This window comes from Paraburkholderia sp. J12 (genome assembly GCF_905220215.1).
Lineage (GTDB): Bacteria > Pseudomonadota > Gammaproteobacteria > Burkholderiales > Burkholderiaceae > Paraburkholderia.
The window spans coordinates 249,010-269,158 of the sequence record NZ_CAJMZC010000004.1 but is presented as its reverse complement, the minus strand read 5'-3'; the positions used below and the strand labels follow the sequence as shown (position 1 = coordinate 269,158).

The 20,149-nt window shown below is 60.3% G+C and carries 22 protein-coding genes and 1 pseudogene; 11 read left to right on the top strand and 12 right to left on the bottom strand.

Annotated features, from left to right (window positions below; genetic code table 11):
* Positions 1-7 precede the first annotated feature (7 nt).
* Together U5760_RS12280 and U5760_RS12275 are read right to left on the bottom strand one after the other, a co-directional pair.
* A complete protein-coding gene (locus U5760_RS12280) occupies positions 8-1,054 on the bottom strand; it encodes a rod shape-determining protein (protein ID WP_322012050.1) in 1,047 nt (348 codons plus the stop codon).
* A gap of 234 nt (positions 1,055-1,288) precedes the next feature.
* Positions 1,289-1,942 (bottom strand): alpha/beta hydrolase, encoded by a 654-nt coding sequence (locus U5760_RS12275; RefSeq protein ID WP_322012049.1) that lies wholly within the window; start codon positions 1,940-1,942, stop codon positions 1,289-1,291.
* A 488-nt stretch (positions 1,943-2,430) separates the two neighbouring features.
* Here U5760_RS12275 and U5760_RS12270 point away from each other — a divergent pair, with 488 nt between their 5' ends.
* Both U5760_RS12270 and U5760_RS12265 read left to right on the top strand, forming a co-directional pair.
* Entirely contained in the window at positions 2,431-2,619 is a 189-nt protein-coding gene (locus tag U5760_RS12270; protein ID WP_322012048.1) for a hypothetical protein, read from the top strand.
* 6 nt (positions 2,620-2,625) lie between these two features.
* Positions 2,626-3,015, top strand: a complete 390-nt coding sequence (locus tag U5760_RS12265; RefSeq protein WP_322012047.1) for a hypothetical protein — start codon at positions 2,626-2,628, stop codon at positions 3,013-3,015.
* Here the strand turns inward: U5760_RS12265 and U5760_RS12260 are convergent.
* A complete protein-coding gene (locus U5760_RS12260) occupies positions 3,012-3,311 on the bottom strand; it encodes a hypothetical protein (RefSeq protein ID WP_322012046.1) in 300 nt (99 codons plus the stop codon). The genes U5760_RS12265 and U5760_RS12260 overlap by 4 nt on opposite strands.
* The gene (locus U5760_RS12255) at positions 3,308-4,735 is read right to left on the bottom strand and encodes a glycosyltransferase family 9 protein (protein ID WP_322012045.1); all 1,428 of its coding nucleotides are present in this window, start codon (positions 4,733-4,735) and stop codon (positions 3,308-3,310) included. Before U5760_RS12255 ends, U5760_RS12260 begins: the two co-directional genes overlap by 4 nt.
* 641 nt (positions 4,736-5,376) lie before the next feature.
* Between U5760_RS12255 and U5760_RS12250 the strand changes: the two genes are divergently transcribed.
* Positions 5,377-5,856: a hypothetical protein gene (locus U5760_RS12250; RefSeq protein WP_322012044.1), complete on the top strand. Its 480-nt coding sequence runs from the start codon at positions 5,377-5,379 to the stop codon at positions 5,854-5,856.
* Positions 5,857-5,957: 101 nt separating this feature from the next.
* Here the strand turns inward: U5760_RS12250 and U5760_RS12245 are convergent, their stop codons facing one another.
* Positions 5,958-6,128 (bottom strand): hypothetical protein, encoded by a 171-nt coding sequence (locus U5760_RS12245; protein ID WP_322012043.1) that lies wholly within the window; start codon positions 6,126-6,128, stop codon positions 5,958-5,960.
* Positions 6,129-6,725: 597 nt separating this feature from the next.
* Between U5760_RS12245 and U5760_RS12240 the strand changes: the two genes are divergently transcribed.
* Both U5760_RS12240 and U5760_RS12235 read left to right on the top strand, forming a co-directional pair.
* Positions 6,726-8,348, top strand: a complete 1,623-nt coding sequence (locus U5760_RS12240; protein ID WP_415914086.1) for a DHA2 family efflux MFS transporter permease subunit — start codon at positions 6,726-6,728, stop codon at positions 8,346-8,348.
* A gap of 128 nt (positions 8,349-8,476) precedes the next feature.
* Entirely contained in the window at positions 8,477-9,391 is a 915-nt protein-coding gene (locus U5760_RS12235) for a glutaminase (protein ID WP_322012042.1), read from the top strand.
* A 611-nt stretch (positions 9,392-10,002) separates the two neighbouring features.
* Here U5760_RS12235 and U5760_RS12230 read toward each other — a convergent pair.
* Positions 10,003-10,968, bottom strand: coding sequence for an AraC family transcriptional regulator (locus tag U5760_RS12230; RefSeq protein ID WP_322012041.1), 966 nt, complete (start codon positions 10,966-10,968; stop codon positions 10,003-10,005).
* Between the two features lie 171 nt (positions 10,969-11,139).
* Between U5760_RS12230 and U5760_RS12225 the strand changes: the two genes are divergently transcribed.
* Together U5760_RS12225 and U5760_RS12220 are read left to right on the top strand one after the other, a co-directional pair.
* On the top strand, positions 11,140-11,970 hold the full coding sequence (locus U5760_RS12225; RefSeq protein ID WP_322012040.1) for an SDR family NAD(P)-dependent oxidoreductase: 831 nt from the start codon (positions 11,140-11,142) through the stop codon (positions 11,968-11,970).
* Positions 11,971-12,172: 202 nt separating this feature from the next.
* Positions 12,173-12,478 (top strand): annotated as a pseudogene (locus U5760_RS12220) (helix-turn-helix domain-containing protein); the annotation flags it as partial.
* A 6-nt stretch (positions 12,479-12,484) separates the two neighbouring features.
* Here U5760_RS12220 and U5760_RS12215 read toward each other — a convergent pair.
* Both U5760_RS12215 and U5760_RS12210 read right to left on the bottom strand, forming a co-directional pair.
* On the bottom strand, positions 12,485-13,360 hold the full coding sequence (locus U5760_RS12215; protein ID WP_322012039.1) for an alpha/beta hydrolase: 876 nt from the start codon (positions 13,358-13,360) through the stop codon (positions 12,485-12,487).
* A 39-nt stretch (positions 13,361-13,399) separates the two neighbouring features.
* Positions 13,400-14,650, bottom strand: coding sequence for an MFS transporter (locus U5760_RS12210; RefSeq protein WP_322012037.1), 1,251 nt, complete (start codon positions 14,648-14,650; stop codon positions 13,400-13,402).
* A 102-nt stretch (positions 14,651-14,752) separates the two neighbouring features.
* Here U5760_RS12210 and U5760_RS12205 point away from each other — a divergent pair, with 102 nt between their 5' ends.
* A complete protein-coding gene (locus tag U5760_RS12205) occupies positions 14,753-15,649 on the top strand; it encodes a LysR family transcriptional regulator (RefSeq protein ID WP_322012036.1) in 897 nt (298 codons plus the stop codon).
* A 277-nt stretch (positions 15,650-15,926) separates the two neighbouring features.
* On the top strand, positions 15,927-16,496 hold the full coding sequence (locus tag U5760_RS12200) for a YdeI/OmpD-associated family protein (RefSeq protein ID WP_322012035.1): 570 nt from the start codon (positions 15,927-15,929) through the stop codon (positions 16,494-16,496).
* Between the two features lie 109 nt (positions 16,497-16,605).
* Here U5760_RS12200 and U5760_RS12195 read toward each other — a convergent pair whose 3' ends face one another.
* Positions 16,606-17,109 (bottom strand): DinB family protein, encoded by a 504-nt coding sequence (locus U5760_RS12195; RefSeq protein WP_322012034.1) that lies wholly within the window; start codon positions 17,107-17,109, stop codon positions 16,606-16,608.
* A 139-nt stretch (positions 17,110-17,248) separates the two neighbouring features.
* Positions 17,249-17,473, bottom strand: coding sequence for a hypothetical protein (locus U5760_RS12190; RefSeq protein ID WP_322012274.1), 225 nt, complete (start codon positions 17,471-17,473; stop codon positions 17,249-17,251).
* Here U5760_RS12190 and U5760_RS12185 point away from each other — a divergent pair.
* On the top strand, positions 17,369-17,590 hold the full coding sequence (locus U5760_RS12185) for a hypothetical protein (RefSeq protein WP_322012257.1): 222 nt from the start codon (positions 17,369-17,371) through the stop codon (positions 17,588-17,590). The two genes, U5760_RS12190 and U5760_RS12185, sit on opposite strands and share 105 nt — an antisense overlap.
* On the opposite strand, the gene U5760_RS12180 is transcribed toward U5760_RS12185, so the two are convergent.
* On the bottom strand, positions 17,511-18,407 hold the full coding sequence (locus U5760_RS12180) for a LysR family transcriptional regulator (protein ID WP_322012033.1): 897 nt from the start codon (positions 18,405-18,407) through the stop codon (positions 17,511-17,513). The genes U5760_RS12185 and U5760_RS12180 overlap by 80 nt on opposite strands.
* A 116-nt stretch (positions 18,408-18,523) precedes the next feature.
* On the opposite strand from U5760_RS12180, the gene U5760_RS12175 reads away from it, so the two are divergent.
* A complete protein-coding gene (locus U5760_RS12175; RefSeq protein WP_322012031.1) occupies positions 18,524-19,366 on the top strand; it encodes an MBL fold metallo-hydrolase in 843 nt (280 codons plus the stop codon).
* Positions 19,367-19,485: 119 nt separating this feature from the next.
* Here U5760_RS12175 and U5760_RS12170 read toward each other — a convergent pair whose 3' ends face one another.
* The gene (locus tag U5760_RS12170) at positions 19,486-20,082 is read right to left on the bottom strand and encodes a TetR/AcrR family transcriptional regulator (RefSeq protein ID WP_322012030.1); all 597 of its coding nucleotides are present in this window, start codon (positions 20,080-20,082) and stop codon (positions 19,486-19,488) included.
* Positions 20,083-20,149 lie beyond the last annotated feature (67 nt).

Genomic DNA, 20,149 nt, shown 5'->3' with positions numbered 1-20,149 from the left:
AAGCCGCTTATTCGAACGCCTGCGCATCCAGATACGCGGCCGCCGCGCCGGCGCCGCGCACGGCGCAGGTAAGCGGCTCATCGGCCACGCGCACCGCCACGCCCAGCTCCGCGGCGAGGCACTGGTCGAGGCGGCCGAGCAGCGCGCCGCCGCCCGTCAGCACGATGCCGGTGTTGGCGATGTCGGTCACGAGTTCGGGCGGCGCGATTTCGAACACGTGGCGCACCACGTCGATCACCTGGCGCAGCGGCGCGGCCAGCGCATCGGCAATGTCTTCGCTCGACAATTCGATCGTGCGCGGCAGGCCGTCCTGCACGCTGCGCCCGGTCGCGCGCATGATTTCGATCGGCTCGCCGTGCAAGGCGCTGCCGATGGTCTTCTTGACGTGCTCGGCGGTCTGCTCGCCCAGCACGACGCCGTAGAGCGCACGCACATGATTGACGATGGCGCGGTCGAATTCGTCGCCGCCCACGCGCACGGAGCCGCTGCACGTCACGCCGCCAAGCGCGATCACGCCCACTTCGGTCGTGCCGCCGCCGATATCGACCACCATCGACCCGGTTGCCGACGAAACCGGCAGCCCCGCGCCGACCGCCGACGCCAGCGATTCGTCGATCAGGCTCACGCGCGCCGCCCCCGCCGCGAGAGCGGTTTCGCGAATCGCGCGGCGCTCGACGTGATTGGCCAGCGCCGGCACGCAAACCGTGAACGACGCACGCCGGCCGAAACGCGGCTGCGTGCGCGCCATCGCCACGAAGCGGCGCATCATGTGCTCCGCCGCGGGGAAGTCGGCGATCACGCCGTGGCTCAAGGGACGTACGGTTTGGAGATTCGTGGGCGTGCGGCCGAGCAGTTCCCGGGCCTCGCGCCCGACCGCGGCCACCGTGGCCGCGCCGGGCTTCGTGCTGCGCTCGAAGCACACCACCGAAGGCTGGTTCAGGACGATGCCCTCGTCCGCGGTGAAAATAAGCGTATTGGCAGTGCCGAGATCGACCGCCACGTCGTGGCGGGACAGCCTTCTTAGAAAGGAGGAATGCGGCTTGGCTCGGGCCATGTCTGTGTTTTTCTGCGGTAAGGGACGGCCCTGCCGTCGGCGCGCCCCGTAAGGACCCAGCGGTGCGTCGCGCTAGCCGCACCCCGGGCGGATCGGGCCGGCTCGGCCCATTGGCCGCTCCTCGACCCTGCTTCAGCCATGTTAACGGCCAATGCCGCCGCAGACTTTAGCCGCGCCAAAAATAACTGTGCAGCTTAACCGCGGCATATTTAGGAAATAAGTCGGGCGCGGGCCTCAGAAGCGCGACTCGAGCGCGCGGACGAGCGCATCGCGGCCCAGCAGCACGCCTTGCGGCGTGATCGTGTGTCCCACGCCAGGCAGCACGTACGCGCCGACGGCATAGCCCGCGTCGCTGAAGGCAATGGCCGCGCGCTCCAGTTCCTGCACCGGAATCACTTCGTCGTCCTCGCCATGGACGAGCGTGAGCGCCGTGCGGCTTTTCGCGACCACCGGCGTCACGAGCCGCCCCGCGTAGGCGACGACCGCGGCCACGCCTTCTGGCTGCGTCGCGACGTGATACAGCGACATGATTGAACCTTGCGAAAAGCCGACGAGCGCCAGCGCGTCGTAGCCGAGGCCCCAGTGCGCGAGCTCGGCGTCGAGACGCCGCCGCAGCACCGCCGCCGCGGGCGCCACGCGCGCCTCGCGATTGCTCTCGCTGATATCGCGCAGGCTGAACCACTGGCGGCCGCCGAATCCGCCGTCGAACGGCTCGCTGCCGTCGAGCGACGCGAAGGCGACGCCGGGCAACGCCTCGCGCCACGTGTCGCCGAGCGGTAGCAGATCGCGTGCGTTGCTGCCCACGCCGTGCAGCAAAACGACCACGGCCTGTGCCGTGCCGCTTGCCGGCGCGAGCCGCCAGCCACCTTCGAACGATTCCCAGCTCATCCGTTTGCCTCCCCGTGCAGTCGCAGTTGTTGCAGTTTTGGATCCGTTGGCTCGTGGCCGAAGGCGCCCCGGCCCTCTCCCTCTGCCTGACAGCGCAAGCATACGCCGAGCCAGCCGGTTTCGTGCAGTGCGGAAAACCTCCGTTCGCCTCGACGCTCCGGTACTGCCCGCGCGGACCGCAAATCCCTTCGTCGTCTGGGGATGCTGGGCGCCCCCGGGCAGGCCCGCATGGATTGCGGTTATGCTTTGCGCAATCCCGGCTACGCCGCGCGCTAGATACCATCCAGCACGACCCGAACATGCGGAGAACCAGTGCGCCCCGCCGCCCCTGCAAGGAGACCGCCTGATCCTCGCCACCATCCAGCAGGCCGGCAACAGGCAGTTGCCGCAAAGCTGAAGCAGGAGCAGGAGCAGGACGACATCGAGCGGCGGCGCGAGCAGCAACTGACGTTGGCGACCTGTACGCGATCTGGCAAACGGAGGGGCTGTTGCGCAAGAATGGTGGCGAGTACGCGCGCAGCTTGTGCGAACGCCACCTGCGGCCGCTGCTCGGGCGCACGAAGCTGCGCGACCTGAACGACAGCGCCCTCACCGCCCGCCTGCACACGCTGATTGCCGAAGGCAAGTGCCGCACCGCCCTTGAACTGTTCGCCTTCGCAGGCCAGGTGCTGCGCTAGGGACTCGTGTGCAATCCCTGGCGCAGGCTGCTCGATATCCACCCGGTTGAGCTGATCGACATCGACCGGCTGCTACCGCCCGGTTACAAGCTATACCGTGAACGCGTGCTGACGCCCGAAGAAGCGTGGACGCTGAATCAGCGCTTCATGACGATCCACGAGGCGTGGACGCTCACGCCCAGCCAGAAGCGCAGCATCAAGCCACTTGAGCGGAGCCTTGAGCTGGGCGTGGCCATAGCCATCGCCTTCTCCACGATGGTGCGAAGCTGCGAACGGATGCAGGCCCCGTGGGAAAACGTCGATTTCGACCGGCACACGTGGTTCATTCCCGGCGCTCACATCTTGGCCCCGACGGTGACGTGCGCACGTTGCCCGAGGCGGCGTGATCATAATTAATCCCGCACGCGCCCCGAAAACGGATTGTATTCAACGGAGAGTGAACAGCCATTGCACATGTTCACCACAAACCGTTCATCGTTTGGCGTCGCTTCGTACTCACAACGCCAGCATCCCATTTCAGCATCCGACGACACCAGCGTGGCATTCTGCCAGTCAGACGGGTTGTCGCCATCATCCCACTGCGCCCGCGCGTTTCCAGCGGCAACCAGTGTCACTGCCCCGAACACAAACAGCACCCAGCGTTTCAATTCTTGACTCATCGTGAATGCCGTACCCACGAACCACAGTGTCATGCACGCTCTAGCGACGAAACCAGCGCTATGTTCATGTCATGCAGCGGCAGAGTCCAGTCACCAAGCTTAGGCTGGCGAAACAGACGCATTGACGTGTACCACGGTGTAAAGCGCTGGCAGTCGAGCCACCTGCTATCGCACGCCTGCGACAGCAGCAGCCAGACGGGACAATTGAACGTACTCGCGAGATGAGCAGGGCCAGTATCGACCGATATTAGCAGGTCAAGCTTTTGCGCTATTGCCGCAGCGTCAGCAAAACTGCTCAAATACGGGCTGAGATCAACAATGCCATGCTGGGCAAACAGCGCTTTCTCTACCTCAGTCAAGCCACCCACTTGTAGTGAAAAAAATCGACACGACCGATTTTCAAGCAAGGTTGCCAACTTGCAGAGATCAATTGATCGATAGGGTTCATGACGTGCGCCTGACGCACTGCGCCAGACAATTCCGATTTTGCGCCTGGACGTACCGTCATCCATGCACTTCATCAGAGAATCCGGGAGTGCATGATGCGTTGGCAGCGCAATCACGGACGATGGAGCGTGGGGAAAATACGGACTTAGCTGATAACGGGCAAACAGGCTGAACATCGTTGTGACGTAGTCACAATTGTGAATTTCAACGTTCGCATCACCCATCACCTTGATGCGATGATCCTCCTTGATACACCCGCGAAGCGTCTGCGGAGTCTGAATGCTAACCGAACTCGCACCCTCCTGGAGAAGCATATCCACATAGCGCGAATACATAACCAGATCTCCGACTCCACCTTCCTGAAGGATGCCTATACGCATGCCCTCTATCGAGTCAGACAACCCGAGAAACTTATCCTGGAGAAAGTCCCACACGCTCGCACTGGCGTTGGTAAACAATAACCGCACCAGATTTGCGCTTTCCCCCTTGTCTCGAAGAGATCGAAAAATTTCATGGGCTTCGTGGTATTTGCCAAGGTGATACTTGGCAATGGCGAACTCTGACATGACCAGATGCCGGCTTGTACCGAACGGAAAAGCATCGGCGACACCGCCCAGCAGCCGTTCACACTCGGCAAACATGCCCAAATAACACATGTCGATGGCGAGTTGGGCGCACTCCGTCGTGCCATCTACTTTATCCACCCACCTCTCGCACAGATCCTGCGCTTCGGCCGCATGGCCTGTCAGCCTCAGCGCACGGCACAGCGACATCGCGGAGTCAAAGTCCCCCACGCGGAGATAGTTCGCGTAAGCACTACCCACCGCATCTTCATTCATTGACGATTGCATTTTCTGTTTCTCAATAGTTCCAAACAGGACGACCAGAGTTTGTGGCCAGACGAAGGCGCGCCAATTAGGTGACGCATCAAGAGTTTTGCATTTCGCAACATTGTCACGATCCTGCCGACAGGCGCTCAAAGAATGCAATTTGCGCAGACATCCTTTCATTTGCGACCCCGAACCCTGCCTCACATCGCCCGCGGGCCGTTGTCCATCAAGGCTTTCCAGATTTCAGCACAATGAAGTGAAAAGGATCGGATATAAATCGACAAAACTGCGACCAATTCAGAATCCCATGCCTAGCCGAACCTTAATTGCACGTGCAAAAAAATATCCAAGATGCTGCTATTCTGCAGAGCAGGCTCAGAAGCACACAAGGATCTCAATTACCATGCTTACAGTGGCAAGCGTAAGGGATCAGTCACCCCCCTTCATACAGGACAAGTCCGATTTCCGACGCGACCGTCTGTCGCTAAGGCGATTCGCACCAAACGTTGAACACGGTGAAGGCGCGCACCGGTTTCGAGCACCATCCCGCACAAGATCGATGATTCACAAGAAACGGAATTCCGAACTCTCGATGAATAACACGGTCAGCGATCCTTCTCTCAGGTACTCCTTATGGAATATGTTTCATATCCGACAAGGAGGAGCATGAGATAAAAATCTTCGATGAAACAGAAACACGACCGCGCGCCTGATTCGCTCACTCCATCTGACATGCACGAGCCACTCTGAGTCTTAATTTCACATTTTCAAAAATCAATAATTTTTAATTTATTAGCAATCCATATCAATAGGAGATTGACATGAATAATCACGCTTCCCCAGTAGCTGCCGTCGCACCTTTCATCAGCTGGGAAATTGGGACCTCTCTGCAACCGAATGGTGGAAAGGGAATCGATGAGGGAACATATTGGCGCCTGGATCTAACAGTTCAACCCGATGGATCGATACCTGGCGCATCCATAACTAGTGACGGGTTTGTCCAGGTTCCGCCTGGCTTTTACCTGGTCAGCTTTGATGGACATCTCATCACAACGGCTGCTACCGGGCAATACCAGACGGCTGCGCTATCTACAATGGCGTATGGATTCCCTGGCGTGTATCAGCTATCGCTGATTAACTATCAGCAACTGACTGGGGATCCTTCAAGCCTTACACTATCCGCATCGCGGCTCTTTAACTGTCATTCCTACGACGATACCTTGTCATTTGGATATGACAAGGGTTCCGATGGAAGTGCGGTCCTACAGGGCTTTTTTTCGGTAATTCAGTTGAGCGCTTAGCAGCTTTCCAGGCCACCATACCGCACATTCGCCAAGGCGAGAAACACGGTAGATTTGGGCTGCGCAATCATCACGACGAGGCCGCAGCCCAATGCGCGCACTCACGAATTTTCCAGCGCTTTCAGGCAACGGATCTTGATCTGCTGTAGTTGCGGGTCACTCACTTTCTCGACTGCGCGCAGAGCTTTGGCCTTGTATCCATGCGGAATCGTATCGATGAACGGGATGCCGCAGACACGCGATACTTGCAGGCTATGGCCATCACCATCCATCGGATCCACTGCTCTAAGTAGTGCAGTCGGGTTCTTTGGCAACGCATAGGCCAGTTCGGTCCCAAGCCCTTCTGCGTTGGATGCATCGGCACCTTTTTGCCAACTTAGGCACCAGTGCAATCCATTGCGATTGGCCAGAACCGATCTTGTCCATCAATTTATCAGTGTCGTCTTCGCTAAGAGATTCGGAAAACGCCTGAGCACCTTCGTTATCGACGGTAGTGGATATCTGAACTGGTTAATCAAATTCCTGGTAACCATCGCAGACATCACCGACTCCACCGCATTACCGAGCGTCACGGCTCGGGCTTCATCGCCCTCCTGCAGCAGGGCCTGCGCACGCGCAACCAGCGGCGCGGACTCGACCGCACGCCTTGACTGGTGACAGCCTTTTTCTTCATGATTTTCTCTAATCAAATAAATAACCGCGACCACTAAAATAAACGAAAGAAATTCAGTTCCATTTTATTCTGTGGAATATATGTGGGGATTACATGTCGATTGCACTGCAACGTAGAACGGCCAGTTCGTCAGCGGGTTTGAGACAGGTGGGTTATGCTGTTCCCCTCGTCGCATCGTTTGGGGAATTGTGGGGGAATGGATTTCCCCACATCAAGCAAGCTCCCGCGTGACCCATTCCCCACGTTCACAACACAGGTCAAAACCGTGCAAACCCAAGCCACACAACCGCCTCCGCTCGAAGGAGGCAAGTTGATCCTCGCCACCATCGCGGTTGCGCTGGCCACCTTCATGAACGTGCTCGACACCTCGATTGCCAACGTGGCGATCCCGACCATTTCCGGCGACCTCGGCACCTCGGTCGACCAGGGCACCTGGGTCATCACCGTGTTCGCTGCGGCAAATGCCGTGTCGATCCCGCTCACCGGCTGGCTCACGCAGCGCTTCGGGCAGATCCGGCTCTTCGTCGCCTCGATTTTCTCGTTCGTGCTGGCGTCGTGGCTGTGTGGCATCGCACCGAACCTGCCGTTCCTGCTGATCGCGCGCGTGCTGCAAGGCGCGGTGGCCGGCCCGCTCATCCCGCTCTCGCAGGCCATCCTGCTCGGCTCCTGGCCGAGAGACAAATCGGCCACGGCGCTCGCGTTCTGGGCCATGACGACGACGGTCGGTCCGATCGCCGGCCCGGCGCTGGGCGGCTGGATCACCGACAGCTACAACTGGGCGTGGATCTTCTACATCAACATCCCCGTGGGCATCTTCGCGGGCAGCGTAACCTGGATGATCTACCGTACCCGCGAATCGCCCACGCGCAAGCCGCCCATCGACGTCGTGGGCCTCGGGCTCCTGATCGCGTGGGTCGCCTCGCTGCAGATCATGCTCGACAAGGGCAAGGACCTCGACTGGTTCAATTCGCCCGTAATCGTCGCGCTCGGCATCACTGCGCTCGTCAGCTTCGCGTTCTTCCTCGTCTGGGAGCTGACCGAAGAGAACCCCATCGTCGATCTGCGGCTTTTCGGACAACGCAACTTCCTCGGCGGGACGGTGGCGATTTCGGTCGCCTACGGCGTGTTCTTCGGCAATCTCGTGCTGCTGCCACAGTGGATGCAGGAGTACCTGAACTACCGCTCCGTCGATGCGGGTCTCGTGACGGCGCCGCTCGGCGTGTTCGCCGTGATCCTCGCGCCCGTGGTGGGTCGCATCCTGCCGCGCTCGGACGCGCGCGTCATCGCGACGATCGCGTTCGTGCTCTTCGCGGGCGTGTTCTTCATGCGCTCGCGCTATGTGATCGAGATCGACACCTTCCATCTCGTGCTGCCGACGCTGCTGCAGGGCATCCCGATGGCGCTCTTCTTCGTGCCGCTCACCGCGATCATTCTCGCGGGGCAGCCGCCCTCCCGCATCCCGGCCGCGGCGGGGCTCTCGAACTTCGTGCGGGTGTTCTGCGGCGCGGTGGGCACCTCGATCGCCACGAACGCCTGGAACAACCGCACGATCCTGCATCACGCGCGCCTCACCGAGCAGGCTTCCGTCGACAACCCCGTGTTCCGGCAGTCGATCGAAAACACGCAGACGCTCCTGCATCTGAGCGAGCCGTCCGCCCACGCGCTGTTCGACTTCCAGCTCACGACCCAGGCCGCGATGATGGGGCTGAACGATATCTTCTACATCTCGGCGATCATCTTCCTCGCGATCATTCCACTTATCTGGATCACGAAGTCGACCCGGGGTGGGGGCGGCGGAGGCGCGGCGGGGGCACACTAACGGTGTATTGAAGGCGGACGCCGGGGGCACCGCGACGCCGATGGTGTTGCGGTGCAAACAGAATCGCTACAATCGCCGGATCCGGCGGCCCATACGGGGCGCCCATCGCTTTTGTGCCCTGCCCGCCCATGGATTACACGCCGATTCTCGACGCCATCGCCCACGACCTGAAGCCGTACATCGGCACGGGCCGCGTGGCCGACTACATTCCCGAACTCGCCAAAGTCCGCGCCGATCACTTCGGCATGGCCATCGTCACGGTGGACGGCCGGGTGTACCGCACCGGCGACGCCGACGTGCGCTTCTCGATCCAGAGCATTTCGAAGCTGTTCGCCTGCACGCTCGCGTTCCAGCTGCTCGGCGACGCGCTCTGGGAACGCGTGGGCCGCGAGCCTTCCGGCACCCCGTTCAATTCGCTCGTGCAACTGGAATTCGAGGAAGGCAAGCCGCGCAATCCGTTCATCAACGCGGGCGCGCTGGTGGTCACTGACGTGCTGTGCCGCCGCTTCGTGCGCGCGGAAACCGCGCTGGTCGATTTTCTGCGCCGCATCTCGGGCGTGCGCGAGATCGACTACGACCTGCGCGTCGCGCAGTCGGAGCTGGACCACGCCGAGCGCAACCGGGCAATGGCGCATTTCATCGCGAGCTTCGGCAATCTGGAGATGCCCGCCGACGCCGTGATCGACGCGTACTGCCGCCAGTGCGCGATTTCGATGAATTGCGTGGAGCTGGCGCGCGCCGCGCTCTTTCTTGCCAACGGCGGCGTTTCGGGCGCGACCGGGGAGCACGTGCTCGATGCGAGCTCGGCCAAGCGCCTTTCGGCGCTCATGCTGACCTGCGGGACGTATGATGCGGCCGGCGACTTCGTCTATCGCGTGGGACTGCCCGCGAAGAGCGGCGTGGGCGGCGGGATCGTGGCGGTGCTGCCCGGCGAGTTCGCGGTGTGCGTGTGGTCGCCGGGGCTCGATGCGAACGGCAATTCGCTGGTGGGGACGCTGGCGCTGGAGTGGTTGACGACGCGTACGGAGCGGTCGATTTTTTGAAGTGTTGAGGTTACGCGGGATTCGTTCTTTTCAGTGGCGGTAGATTGGTAGCGATCGACCCGGAAGCGACTGCATTGGATTCGTTCGGCTGACTTCTCAGACGCGTTTAGTTCACATGTCTATAGTCCGGATCATGTGTACTGTGCTCAGGACGAACGACCAGATTGAACTTTGGCGGAGCCCCTTCAGGTGGTTTTGGTAGGCCGGCATTTTTAATCACGTCCATGCAGGCGCTGTCGAATTTTGGGTCGCCGCTTGAGGTTTTGACTTAAATCGACTGCACGTTACCATCAGGGTCAATGACAACGGAGAAAACGGCTTCGGTATTCTTGTCGCCTTCCGTGACCAAGGAGCGTGTTCGAGGGGCAATTCTCTCCTGGATTGCGCGAGTGAAAGCGTTAATCACACTCTTTGAAATTTGTGAGTCTGTTTGCGCAGGAGACGAACTCGCAAGCTCAGCGGGCCAATCAGGACTACTCGCAGTCATTGCAATGACTGCGAGTAGCAGCAACTTGGCGCTCAATGTTCCGTTGTACCTAAATGCTCGACAAATTGCCGTTAACGACCGTGCCTACACGATGCGTCCGATGTGCAGCAACCGAAAAGCGACGTTAGTCCACTAGATCCGATGAGCTGAACGGATCGGCCACAATTTCCTCTCGGGTGTCCTTCATTCTCAGCGTTGCCTTTAAGCGATTAATGTCCCGCAACGGTGGATCACCAAATTGGCGCGAATATTCTCGAATGAATTGCGATGAGTTTTCGTATCCGACACTTTGTCCCGCGCGGGTGACATCGCTAATGCCCGCCAATAATCGTCTCCGGGCTTCCTGGAGCCTCAGTGCTTTTTGGTATTGCAACGGACTCACGCCCGTAATGGACTTGAACTGGTGATAGAGGTTCGACTCACTCATGTTGAGCTCGCGTGCAAGCGCCGCGATACGGAGCGGTTCCGCGAAATTTTCCTTTAGCCACTTGATGGCCTTGGCGATCTTTTGTACCCGGCCATGAGCAAGCGCGATATGCGCAAGATGTGCGCCTCGATCTCCTTGCAAAAGCCGAAAAAGAATCTCGCGAGTAACCAGTGGCGCCATAACCGATATGTCCGCCGGCGCATCGAGAAGTCCTGCGAGCCTGACCAACGCGTCCAGCATCGGCTGCGAAACTTTTCCTACATGCAGAGCAGGACCCTCCGGCAACGCACGAGCGTGGGGCTCATTTGACTCAAGCATCAACGCGCTCAACTCAGAGGGCTGTAACGCAAGGTGTATCCCCAGGCACGGTTTGTCAGGACTTGCTTCAATTATGCTGCCCGATACGGGCATATCGATGGATGCAAGCAGATATTGACACGGTCCGTAGATAAGAGTTTGGCCATTGCAGATGACCTGTTTTTGCCCTTGAACCACGAAATAGACGGCGGGCTTGGCAAAATAAAATTGCAGCGCGGTAGGCCCCGCGCTGCATGACAACTTCACTCCAGGAATGGCGGTATCGCCAGTCCCGCTGTGTCCTGCGTGTCGCCCAATTATTTGCGACAACTGCTGAAACGACCGAGTCGCGTCAACTGCGTTCATAGCTTTCCCGCGAGTGTATCCGTGGTTCTGATTATAGGCAGAAGGCACCGGCGCAATCTGTCTGCTCCCCCTGAAATTGCAGGATTGTGCAGATATTCGAGATCGTTGGCGTATTTCGCTCGACCCGCCAGGTCTAAGCTGGCGTTATCGAAAGGTTGACGAGGAATAAAGATGAGCAAGGTCTGGTTGATTACGGGAGCATCGCGGGGAATCGGTGCAGAAGTCGCAAAGGCGGCGCTCGATGCAGGCGACTCGGTGATCGCCACGGGTAGGAACGTGGGGGCCGTGGCGGCCGCGTTTAGCGGTTGGGCGAAAATGCTTCCCGTCGCGGTGGATGTAACGATGCCGGAGCAGGTAGCTAACGGTGTCAAAGCAGGATTAGAACACTTCGGGCGGATCGACGTTCTTGTCAATAATGCCGGTTACGCGCTGTTTGGTGCAGCAGAGGAATGTTCAGCCGGCGAATTTGAAATGGCATTTCGTACCAACGTTTTAGGCCTGGCTGAGGTAACGCGAGCGGTATTGCCAACATTTAGGGCGCAACGCAGCGGACACGTGTTCAACCTGTCGTCAACGGCCGGATTTCAAGGGTTTCCCGGTGCATCAGCGTATTGCGCCTCCAAATTCGCGGTCGAGGGCTATTCCGAAAGCCTGGCTGCAGAGTTAAACCCTCTCGGAATACACGTGACCATAGTAGAACCTGGCTATGTCCGCACGGGTTTTCTGTCCAGCAATTCCGCTGCTTACGCCGAAAAAGTCATCGCAGACTACGACCCGACTGCGGGCGCGGTCCGTCGCAGCGTACAGGCGATGGACGGCCGTCAGACCAGTGATCCAAAGAAACTAGCGCAGGCAATCTTGGTCCTCGCTGACGCGACTGAGCCACCGCTGCGCTTTACCGCCGGAGCGGATGCATTAGAACGTTTAGAGCACAGTCTGATCCTCAAGCGGCGCGATCTCGATCGGTGGCGAGAACTGTCGCTGTCGCTCGCCCACGACTAATCCCGTGCGAGCTCGTCCGCCTGCGACTTGGTTGCATCGTCTCCTTAGTGGTTTAGCACTGGCGGTCGCTGAAGGATAGCCAGGCCCAGTTCGGCTATTTCTGTGAGGAGCGGGACAAGTAGCCTGCAATGACCGATGTTTGCGGCGGATTCAACCGGTCGATGCAACACCTGGAATCTGCGTGAGCAGCGGAGGTGTTGCAATGAAACAGAGACCGAGGATTGACTACCCCGAACGCCAGAAGGCATTGATGTGGGAGCGCTGGCGCAAGGGCGAAACGATTCATCAGATTGCAAAACTGTTTGATCGGGGCCACTCCTCGGTACAGCGGATACTAGCGGAGGCCGGTGGCATCGAGCCACGGCGAAGACACCGCGCGTCGCGGGCCTTGACGCTTGCGGAGCGCGAGGAGATTTCTCGCTGCCTGGTGGCGCGATGGTCGATTCGGGCCATTGCGGCCAGGTTGGCCCGTGCTCCCTCCACGGTTAGCCGCGAGTTGCGACACAGCCGCAGGCTACCGCACATTGCGCGCCAAAAACTCTCGCGTCAGATGCGCGACCTCGTCGGCCGCTTCATCCAGCGCAAAATGACCCGCCTCCAGCAGATGGATTTCGGCCTCGGGCACGTCGCGCTGGTAGGCCAGGGCACCTTGCACGGCAAACGACGGATCATGTCGGCCCCATGCTACCAGCAGCGGCGGACGGCATTCACGCAGCCAGGCTTGCCAGCGCGGATAGGCGGCCACATTGTTGCGGTAGTCGTAGAAGAGTTCGGTCTGGATATCGATCTGCCCCGGGCGCGACAGAAAGGCAAATTCGTCGCACCAGGCATCGGGGTCATAGCGCTGCGGATTCGGGCTGTGACCCATGTGCCGCAGACGCGTGGCCTCGAACGAAATCAGGTTTAGGCGGAGCGCAGCTTCATGCGCCGCGCGGTCGCGCCAGAAGTCCTTGCGCGTATTCCACAGCGGCCCCAGGCCTTCGTCATGCGCGACCGCATTTTGCACGATGAGCGCGGTAATGGCTGCGGGTCGGGTTTCGGCCAGGCGAAATCCGATCGGGCCGCCATAATCCTGCATGAACAGCGCGTAACGTTTTATATCCAAAGCAACGAGCCAGTGGTCGACGACCTGAGCAAGATGGTCGAACGTGTAGGCAAAGTCTTGCGGCGCTGGCGCGCTGCTATGTCCGAACCCGGGGTAGTCGGGTGCGAGAACGTGATAGCGGTCGGCCAGCAGCGGAATCAGCGTCTCGTACATGCGCGACGACGAGGGAAAGCCATGCAATAGCACCACGGCAGGCGCATCGGGATGCCCGGCTTCGCGGTAGAAGATATCCAGACCGTCAATGCGCAGAGTGTTATAGCGGATGGTGGTACGAGTGGAAGGCATGATGAATCTCTCGTCGAAGTCAATGAGGGAGTGTGAAGCTCAGGCTGCACGGCGCTCGAACAGGAAAACGTGATGTACCAGCGCCGCGCCGGCGAAGAAAGCGGCAGAAAGCGCACACACACCCGCCCATCCAGCATGTGCGAAGACCGGCCCGGCAACGGCCGCGCCGACGGCACTGCCGAGAAAGAACAAACCGGTGTACAGACCGTTCAGGCGCCCGCGCGCTTCGGGAGCAAGCAGGTTGATGGCTCGTCTGCCGAGCGTCTGGTCGGCGATGACCGAGGCGTCGATCGCACACGCGGCTAGCGCCAGCAGTAGTACCGATATCGGTGTTGGCAAGACAGGGTTCAAAGCCAGTGCGGCAATCAGCGCGCCGAGCAGCGCGACGCGATGGGCGGTGCGTGCCACCGGTCCGGCATTGCCGCGGTCGCCCGCGCGTCCGGCCAGCGGCGCCACGACAACGCTGGCAGCGCCTGCCAGCGTAAAGAGCGCAATCTGCAGTGAACCCAGACTCAGCGGCGCGCGTGCAAGCACCACCGCCACGCTGGTCCAGAACGCATTGAAGCCGGCCATCAGCAAACCTTGGCACAGCGCGTGATAGCGCAGCACCGGCTCATCGGCAATCAGTCGGCCCAGCGATCCGATCAGCGACAGATAGCGGGGCCGCGTCGCCGGCCGCAGCGCGGGCACACGCGGCAAGGCCAGCACGAGCGTAAGCACGAGCAGCACGGCATCGCCGGCGAAAAAGAAACGCCAGCCGAGGGTGCCCGCGGCCAGTCCGGCCAATGGACGCGAAAGCAGGATGCCAAGCATCAGCCCGCTCATGACGTTGCCGATTACCTTACCGCGCGCGGCCGGTCCGGCCAGCGCGCCGGCAGCCGGAATCAGCATCTGGATTGCACTGGCCGAGACGCCGATGACGAAGGACGCCGCGAGAAAACCGCCCGTCGATTGCGTCCAGGCGGCAACCCCCAGCGCAACGGCCTGGGTGCCCAGCGTCGCGCCGATCAGCGGCCGCAGCGGCAGCCGGTCGATCAGCGGCACCAGCCCGAACAGGCCCACCGCATAGCCAAACAGCGTGAGCGCCGTAACCAACGATGTCCAGGCGCCCAGATGCAGCGATGCGGCGAGCCCGCCCATGAGGGCTTGAGATGCATAAAGCGGCAGCACGGATGTGCCGACGAGCGTCGCGAAAATGAGCGTAATCGAGAAGGGAAACGCCGCCTGGCAAGGCGTAGACCCGACTACGGACAGCGGCGCGGCAGAGGCTTGCGTGCATGGGGAGTCCATATGCCCTCTCAATCGGTGAGTGATGGACCCATGCTACTATCAAGCGAATGGATGATAATCAGTTTAATAATTGATAGATAATCCATTTTTCATGGAGAATCCATGCTTTCGTTGCGCGATATGGAAGTGTTCATCACCATTAGCGAGGTCGGTAGCCTGACTGCGGCGGCCCAGCGACTGGGATGCTCACTGCAGGCGGTGAGTCGTTCGCTGCAGTCACTCGAGGCGGAAGTGGGCGCAACGTTGATCGCCCGCACCACGCGAACCTTGCGCCTTACGCCGGCGGGGGAGCGCTTTCGCGAGCGCCTGCAGGATATTTTTGCCGAGCTGGAAGCCGCGCGCACCGAAGTCACCGAAGAAACCCATCAACTGCGCGGCACGCTGCGTATCAGTGCGGCGACCCTATTCGGGCCGGCCTACATCGTGCCGCTGGTGAGCGAATTTCTGACAATGCACCCGGGGCTGAGCGCCGTGCTCGAATTCGAGGACGAATTCCGCGATCCTGTCAAACGTGGCGTGGATATCACGATTCGCATCGGCGACACGCCCGATTCGCGGCTCGTCGCGCGGCGCCTGGCGTCGGTGCGTCGTGTGCTGTTCGCAGCGCCCGGTTATCTCGCCCAGCGTGGCCGGCCGGAAACGCCGGCCGATCTGGGCGAGCATGACTGCGTGATTCGTTCCAACGCCGCACATCCACGCTTGTGGCGCTTTCAGGCGCCCGACCAAAGCGAAATCACCGTGGCGGTGAAAGGGCGAGTCGAGGCTAACCATGCCGATGCGGTCAACCGCGCCGTGGCCTGTGGCATGGGCATCGGCCTCGCGACGCTGTGGCAGATCCGCCCGTTGCTCGAAGCCGGCAAGGTCGAGCGTCTGCTGACAGCCTTTGAGCCGACACCCGCACCGCTCAATGTGCTGTGGGTGCGCGCCCCTCGCCTGCCGGCGCGAACCCGGCGCTTCATCGACTTTCTCACGGAGCGATTCGCGGACGAATGGCTGTAACCTCAGATCGCCCCAATGGCTATTGCGCGCCTGAATTCGCCGCGACGTGATCGTGGTGCTTGGCCTATGACCTTGATGGACTCATCAAGTTGGAGGCGAGTGTATGACGTTGCCACCTGTCGATAACGGTAGCACCAGGGCTGAATGCTTCCCTCCGATGGATACACGCTGAACCGTCGATAAACCGTATATTCCCAAATCCGCGCAACCCGGTAATCTGCGAAGTTTAAGCGAACAAAAAAGCGTCGCTGCCTGAATGCAACCATACGGATCCACCATGACCGAACCTCGTCTAACGTTCCTTGACCAGAATGAATGGGAAAACTGGTTGACGCAAAACGGCGGCACCTCGACCGGGATATGGCTGCGCCTTGCCAAAAAGGGTGCCGGGCAGCCAACCTTGACCTACGAACAGGCGCTGGAAAGTGCTCTGTGTCATGGCTGGATCGACGGTCAAAAACAGACTGAAAATGAAGAATACTGGTTGCAACGCTTCACTCGACGCTCCGCAAGAAGTATCTGGTCCAGGCTCAACAAAGACCGGGCCGAAGCGCTGATCGCCGCAGGCAGAATGCTGCCTTCGGGCATGCGGGAGATCGAGAAAGCCAGGGAGAATGGCCGCTGGGAGGCTGCCTATACGTCGGCCAGCAACTCGGTCGTGCCGGACGACCTGCAGGCCGCACTGGATGCCAATCCCAAGGCCAGCGCGTTCTTTGCGACGCTGAACGGCCGTAACCGCTACGCCATCCTGTTCCGGATACAGAACGTCAAAAAGCCCGCGACACGGGTACGCAAGATCGAGGAGTTCATCGACATGCTGAGTCGCGGAGAAACCCTCCATCCCTAGACCAGGAAATTCGACAGCCGAGGAAAACCGCCGGACGATGCCGCAATCAAGGCGGGCAACCTGCAGCGCTCGCCAGCTAAAGTGTCGCGACTGAGTGTTCGCCCACGCGTCAGCTTCGCCCTCTCATCGACGCCTCCGCTTCATGCAGATAGGTCGTGAAGCCATCCCTAGCCGGTGAAAGGGCGTTGAGCAGCATGAGGACACTGACCTGGCCGCGGTGGCCGGTGCCGTGGTTGATGACGTGCATGAGCATTTCCTCCCGGGACATGCAACCCGGGGCGCCATCGGTGAACACGAAATCGATCCGTTCCGCCAGGGCGTCGCGATCGAGCCCGGACACGTACTGGATGTACTCCTGATCGGATCTCCTGATGTCTGCGGCCAGATCGTCCAGCGTCGGCAACTCGTTCAGGTTGGCCGACGAATAGGGATGAGCCTTGCGCTGCAGGTGCGCTGCGAAGATCCGGTCGACGACATAGCTGTGGCTCAGGGCCTTGATGGCCAGTCGGGTAAGGGTGAATCGACGCCATGCCCCAAGCCCGGCCAGCACGGTCAGCAGCTCGTCGTTCGCCCAGGCCTTGTATCGAAACAGATGTTGCAAGGTGTCGTGCATGTCGTGACTTCCCAAGAGTTTTGCGCGTCGCGCACGTTGTGCAAGGTACGGTCTTGCATTGCGATGTTGGGTAATGTACGAGCTATCACTCGCTTTTTATACTCGCATTGGCGGCGTGGAAAAACAGCACGCCGACCGCTCACAAAACCCAGCAAGATCGCCACTCGGCAGCGATCTCGCACGACAGTCGACGCGCCAGGTTAAAGCAACTGCTCGCATTTTCGTCAAGGAAGGCCCAGGCAAGGCCAGTACCAACCGCATCGCAGCAATGGCGGAAGAAAATATTGATTCGTTCTACCAATATTTCACCAGAAAGAAAGCTCTCGTTTCTGCCATCATCGAGCGCCACCAGCAGGAGAAACATCTCGGCGACCGACTCGCCGATTGGGCCTCTCGCAGCGTCAAATCACGCCGGGAATCCCTTCCAGTTCTTGCTGGAGCTCGACACACCACTCCCGCAGCCGATGAGTCTGTGCCTTAGCAGGAAACACCAGGTGCACTGGCCACTCGGGCAATCGCCAGTCGGGAAGAAGCCGGACGAGTCGTCCATCGCGGATGTCCTGATCGACCGCATATCGATGAATCAGTCCCACACCCGCACCAGAGAGAAGCACCTCGCGGTGCCCAACAATCTGGTCAATCTTCAGGCGCGGCGTCACCCTGACTTTCCGCTTGCGGCCACGACGTTCAAACTCGACATCGTCGCGGCCCAGAGATCCCGAGAACGCCACCCACGGCAACGCCTGCAAATCTGCGGGCCGCGCGACCGGTTGCTTCAAATACCGTGGATGACCCACCACCACTTCTTCCAGCGTGGCGAGGCGTCGTGCGAAAAGGGATGAATCCGCCAGTTGACCAATACGGATCGCGACGTCGAGCCCCTCGCTGATCAGATCGCTCTCGCTGTCGGTCAGGCAAAGCTCCAACGTCGCCTTCGGATGCCGTTCGACAAAACCCCCGCAGAACGGCGCGATCACGAAAGCGCCGAACCCCGATGGCGCAGCAATGCGGATTCTCCCCTCGACCTGAGCGCTATCGCCCCTCAATCGCTCCCGCAGGATGTCGTCCGAGCGCACCATGAGCTGCGCCTGCTCATAAACCATTCTCCCGGCATCGGTCATACGCAGGGACCGCGTAGTCCGGATGACGAGCGCGTTGCCATAGGCCGCCTCCAGTTCCTGGAGTTGCCGGGATACGGTTGGCTGGGTTGTGCCGAGGTCCCTCGCCGCCGCCGAAAGGCTCCCTCGCTCGACGACTCTCAGAAACGTTCTCAGCTGGTGCAGGGAGGCATCTTTCATACAGACTCGCATACGATAGTCGTATGAATTATATGCACTTTATACGCCTTCTCATTCGCGAGAGAGCATTCGACAATCAGACGGCCATCTTCCCTACCCCGGTTAAAGGAACGACCATGTCCATGTCCCATGTTCACGTTTTCCGCTCTGCGGAGTCAGCCTTTTACGTCAACTCGTTTGTTATCGAAACCGCGCGCGGTCTCGTGCTCGTCGATACCCAGTTCCTGACCTCCTCCGCGCAGCAACTGCGCGACGCCATCCGGGCTCACGGCAAACCGCTCCTGGCGATCGTCATTACCCATCCTCATCCCGATCACTTCAACGGCACGGCGGAGATTGTCCATGAATGGCCGGGACTGCCGATCTATGCCACCCAGGCCACGATCGATGTCATCCGTGCGACGGAAGCCGGCAAGCGCGCTGCATGGACGCCGGTCTACGGTGACGACTATCCTCGTCAGACCGTGCTGCCGAATACGGTAGTGGTCCCCGGGCGAGCCGTCCTCGTGGACGGCGTCGAGCTGCGCATCGACGACCTCGGCGAAGGCGAGTCCGCCGATATCACCGTGATCCATCTGCCGCAAAGCAATCAGCTGATCGCGTCGGATCTTCTGTATCACCGCGTGCACCCGTGGCTCGCGGAAGGCCGCACGAAACAATGGCTGGACCAGATTGAAATCGTACGTCGCCGTTACGCTACGGCAACGGCCGTATTCGCAGGTCACGGCGAGGCTGCCGGACTGGACGCTCTCGCACAGCAGGCCGAATACCTGACGCACTTTCGCGATTACGTAAGCCATGGGGTCGCCGATCTCACGCGGCCCACGCCCGAAGAAAAGAGCGCCATCGCCGCGAAGGTCCTTCAGCAATATCCGGACTATCCGCTTCAGATGCTCGTCGAGATGAATATCGATGGCGTCGCAAAGGAACTCGCTGCCGAAGTCGCGTCGGCAAGCTAAGGCCAGCCCCCTTTCTGGAGGGATCACGAGAGATCTCGCGATTCCCCTTACCTCCCTGATACAGAAAGGTCATCGACTGCGTCGCGCGGGAACACGGCGATACCCACACACACAGCGGACTACCGGCCCGCTCCAAGAAGCGCAGCCAGGCCGCGCGCGTGCGCCGCGGGATCGACGTCCCGCATGATGGACATCTGCACCACGTACCCAAGGATGATGGATTGGAGCGCCTTGGCCACCTCGGCGACATCGGCGTCCGGCGCGACCGCGCCCTCCGCCTGCCACCGCACCACACGCGCGACAAGCTGCTCGCGAAAGCCCAGATAGAAGCCGCGAATCAGCTCGCGCACTTTTTCGTCGCGCTGCGCCTCGCTCCAGCCATGCATGGCGATGGCAGCGAGGTTGTACCCCTCGCGATGACTGAACGTCTCGATGTCACTGGTCACGCGCTCCACGAGCACAGCCGGCGCCAGATCCCGCGCGACGATCGGCTCCAGCAGCTTGCCTACTGCGGTGAGCGAACTGGAGATGGCGCTGAAAATGATGTCGTCCTTGCCGCCAAAGTACCGATACATCGCACTGGCGGACATGTCCGCCTCCTTGATGATCTGTTCCATGGTCGTGGCCTGGACGCCTTCCCGATAGAAGCAGCGCCAGGCGGCGTCGAGAATCTGCGCACGGCGCATTTCCCGGTGAGCGTCGGAGATTTTGGGCATGCGACCAGTCTAGCAGATAAAAAGGAATAAATATTCCTTGATTTTTTCGCGGCGACGCCTAGCATAA

Excerpts from the sequence above, each read along its gene's own strand:
- U5760_RS12260 (WP_322012046.1), bottom strand. The coding sequence starts at position 3,311 with ATGACACTGTGGTTCGTGGGTACGGCATTCACGATGAGTCAAGAATTG.
- U5760_RS12250 (WP_322012044.1), top strand. The coding sequence starts at position 5,377 with ATGAATAATCACGCTTCCCCAGTAGCTGCCGTCGCACCTTTCATCAGC.
- U5760_RS12230 (WP_322012041.1), bottom strand. The coding sequence starts at position 10,968 with ATGAACGCAGTTGACGCGACTCGGTCGTTTCAGCAGTTGTCGCAAATA.
- U5760_RS12275 (WP_322012049.1), bottom strand. The coding sequence starts at position 1,942 with ATGAGCTGGGAATCGTTCGAAGGTGGCTGGCGGCTCGCGCCGGCAAGC.
- U5760_RS12175 (WP_322012031.1), top strand. The coding sequence starts at position 18,524 with ATGTCCATGTCCCATGTTCACGTTTTCCGCTCTGCGGAGTCAGCCTTT.
- U5760_RS12235 (WP_322012042.1), top strand. The coding sequence starts at position 8,477 with ATGGATTACACGCCGATTCTCGACGCCATCGCCCACGACCTGAAGCCG.
- U5760_RS12280 (WP_322012050.1), bottom strand. The coding sequence starts at position 1,054 with ATGGCCCGAGCCAAGCCGCATTCCTCCTTTCTAAGAAGGCTGTCCCGC.
- U5760_RS12195 (WP_322012034.1), bottom strand. The coding sequence starts at position 17,109 with ATGCACGACACCTTGCAACATCTGTTTCGATACAAGGCCTGGGCGAAC.
- U5760_RS12215 (WP_322012039.1), bottom strand. The coding sequence starts at position 13,360 with ATGCCTTCCACTCGTACCACCATCCGCTATAACACTCTGCGCATTGAC.
- U5760_RS12205 (WP_322012036.1), top strand. The coding sequence starts at position 14,753 with ATGCTTTCGTTGCGCGATATGGAAGTGTTCATCACCATTAGCGAGGTC.
- U5760_RS12170 (WP_322012030.1), bottom strand. The coding sequence starts at position 20,082 with ATGCCCAAAATCTCCGACGCTCACCGGGAAATGCGCCGTGCGCAGATT.
- U5760_RS12210 (WP_322012037.1), bottom strand. The coding sequence starts at position 14,650 with ATGGACTCCCCATGCACGCAAGCCTCTGCCGCGCCGCTGTCCGTAGTC.
- U5760_RS12190 (WP_322012274.1), bottom strand. The coding sequence starts at position 17,473 with ATGTTTCTCCTGCTGGTGGCGCTCGATGATGGCAGAAACGAGAGCTTT.
- U5760_RS12245 (WP_322012043.1), bottom strand. The coding sequence starts at position 6,128 with ATGGATGGTGATGGCCATAGCCTGCAAGTATCGCGTGTCTGCGGCATC.
- U5760_RS12240 (WP_415914086.1), top strand. The coding sequence starts at position 6,726 with ATGGATTTCCCCACATCAAGCAAGCTCCCGCGTGACCCATTCCCCACG.
- U5760_RS12255 (WP_322012045.1), bottom strand. The coding sequence starts at position 4,735 with ATGAAAGGATGTCTGCGCAAATTGCATTCTTTGAGCGCCTGTCGGCAG.
- U5760_RS12200 (WP_322012035.1), top strand. The coding sequence starts at position 15,927 with ATGACCGAACCTCGTCTAACGTTCCTTGACCAGAATGAATGGGAAAAC.
- U5760_RS12180 (WP_322012033.1), bottom strand. The coding sequence starts at position 18,407 with ATGAAAGATGCCTCCCTGCACCAGCTGAGAACGTTTCTGAGAGTCGTC.
- U5760_RS12225 (WP_322012040.1), top strand. The coding sequence starts at position 11,140 with ATGAGCAAGGTCTGGTTGATTACGGGAGCATCGCGGGGAATCGGTGCA.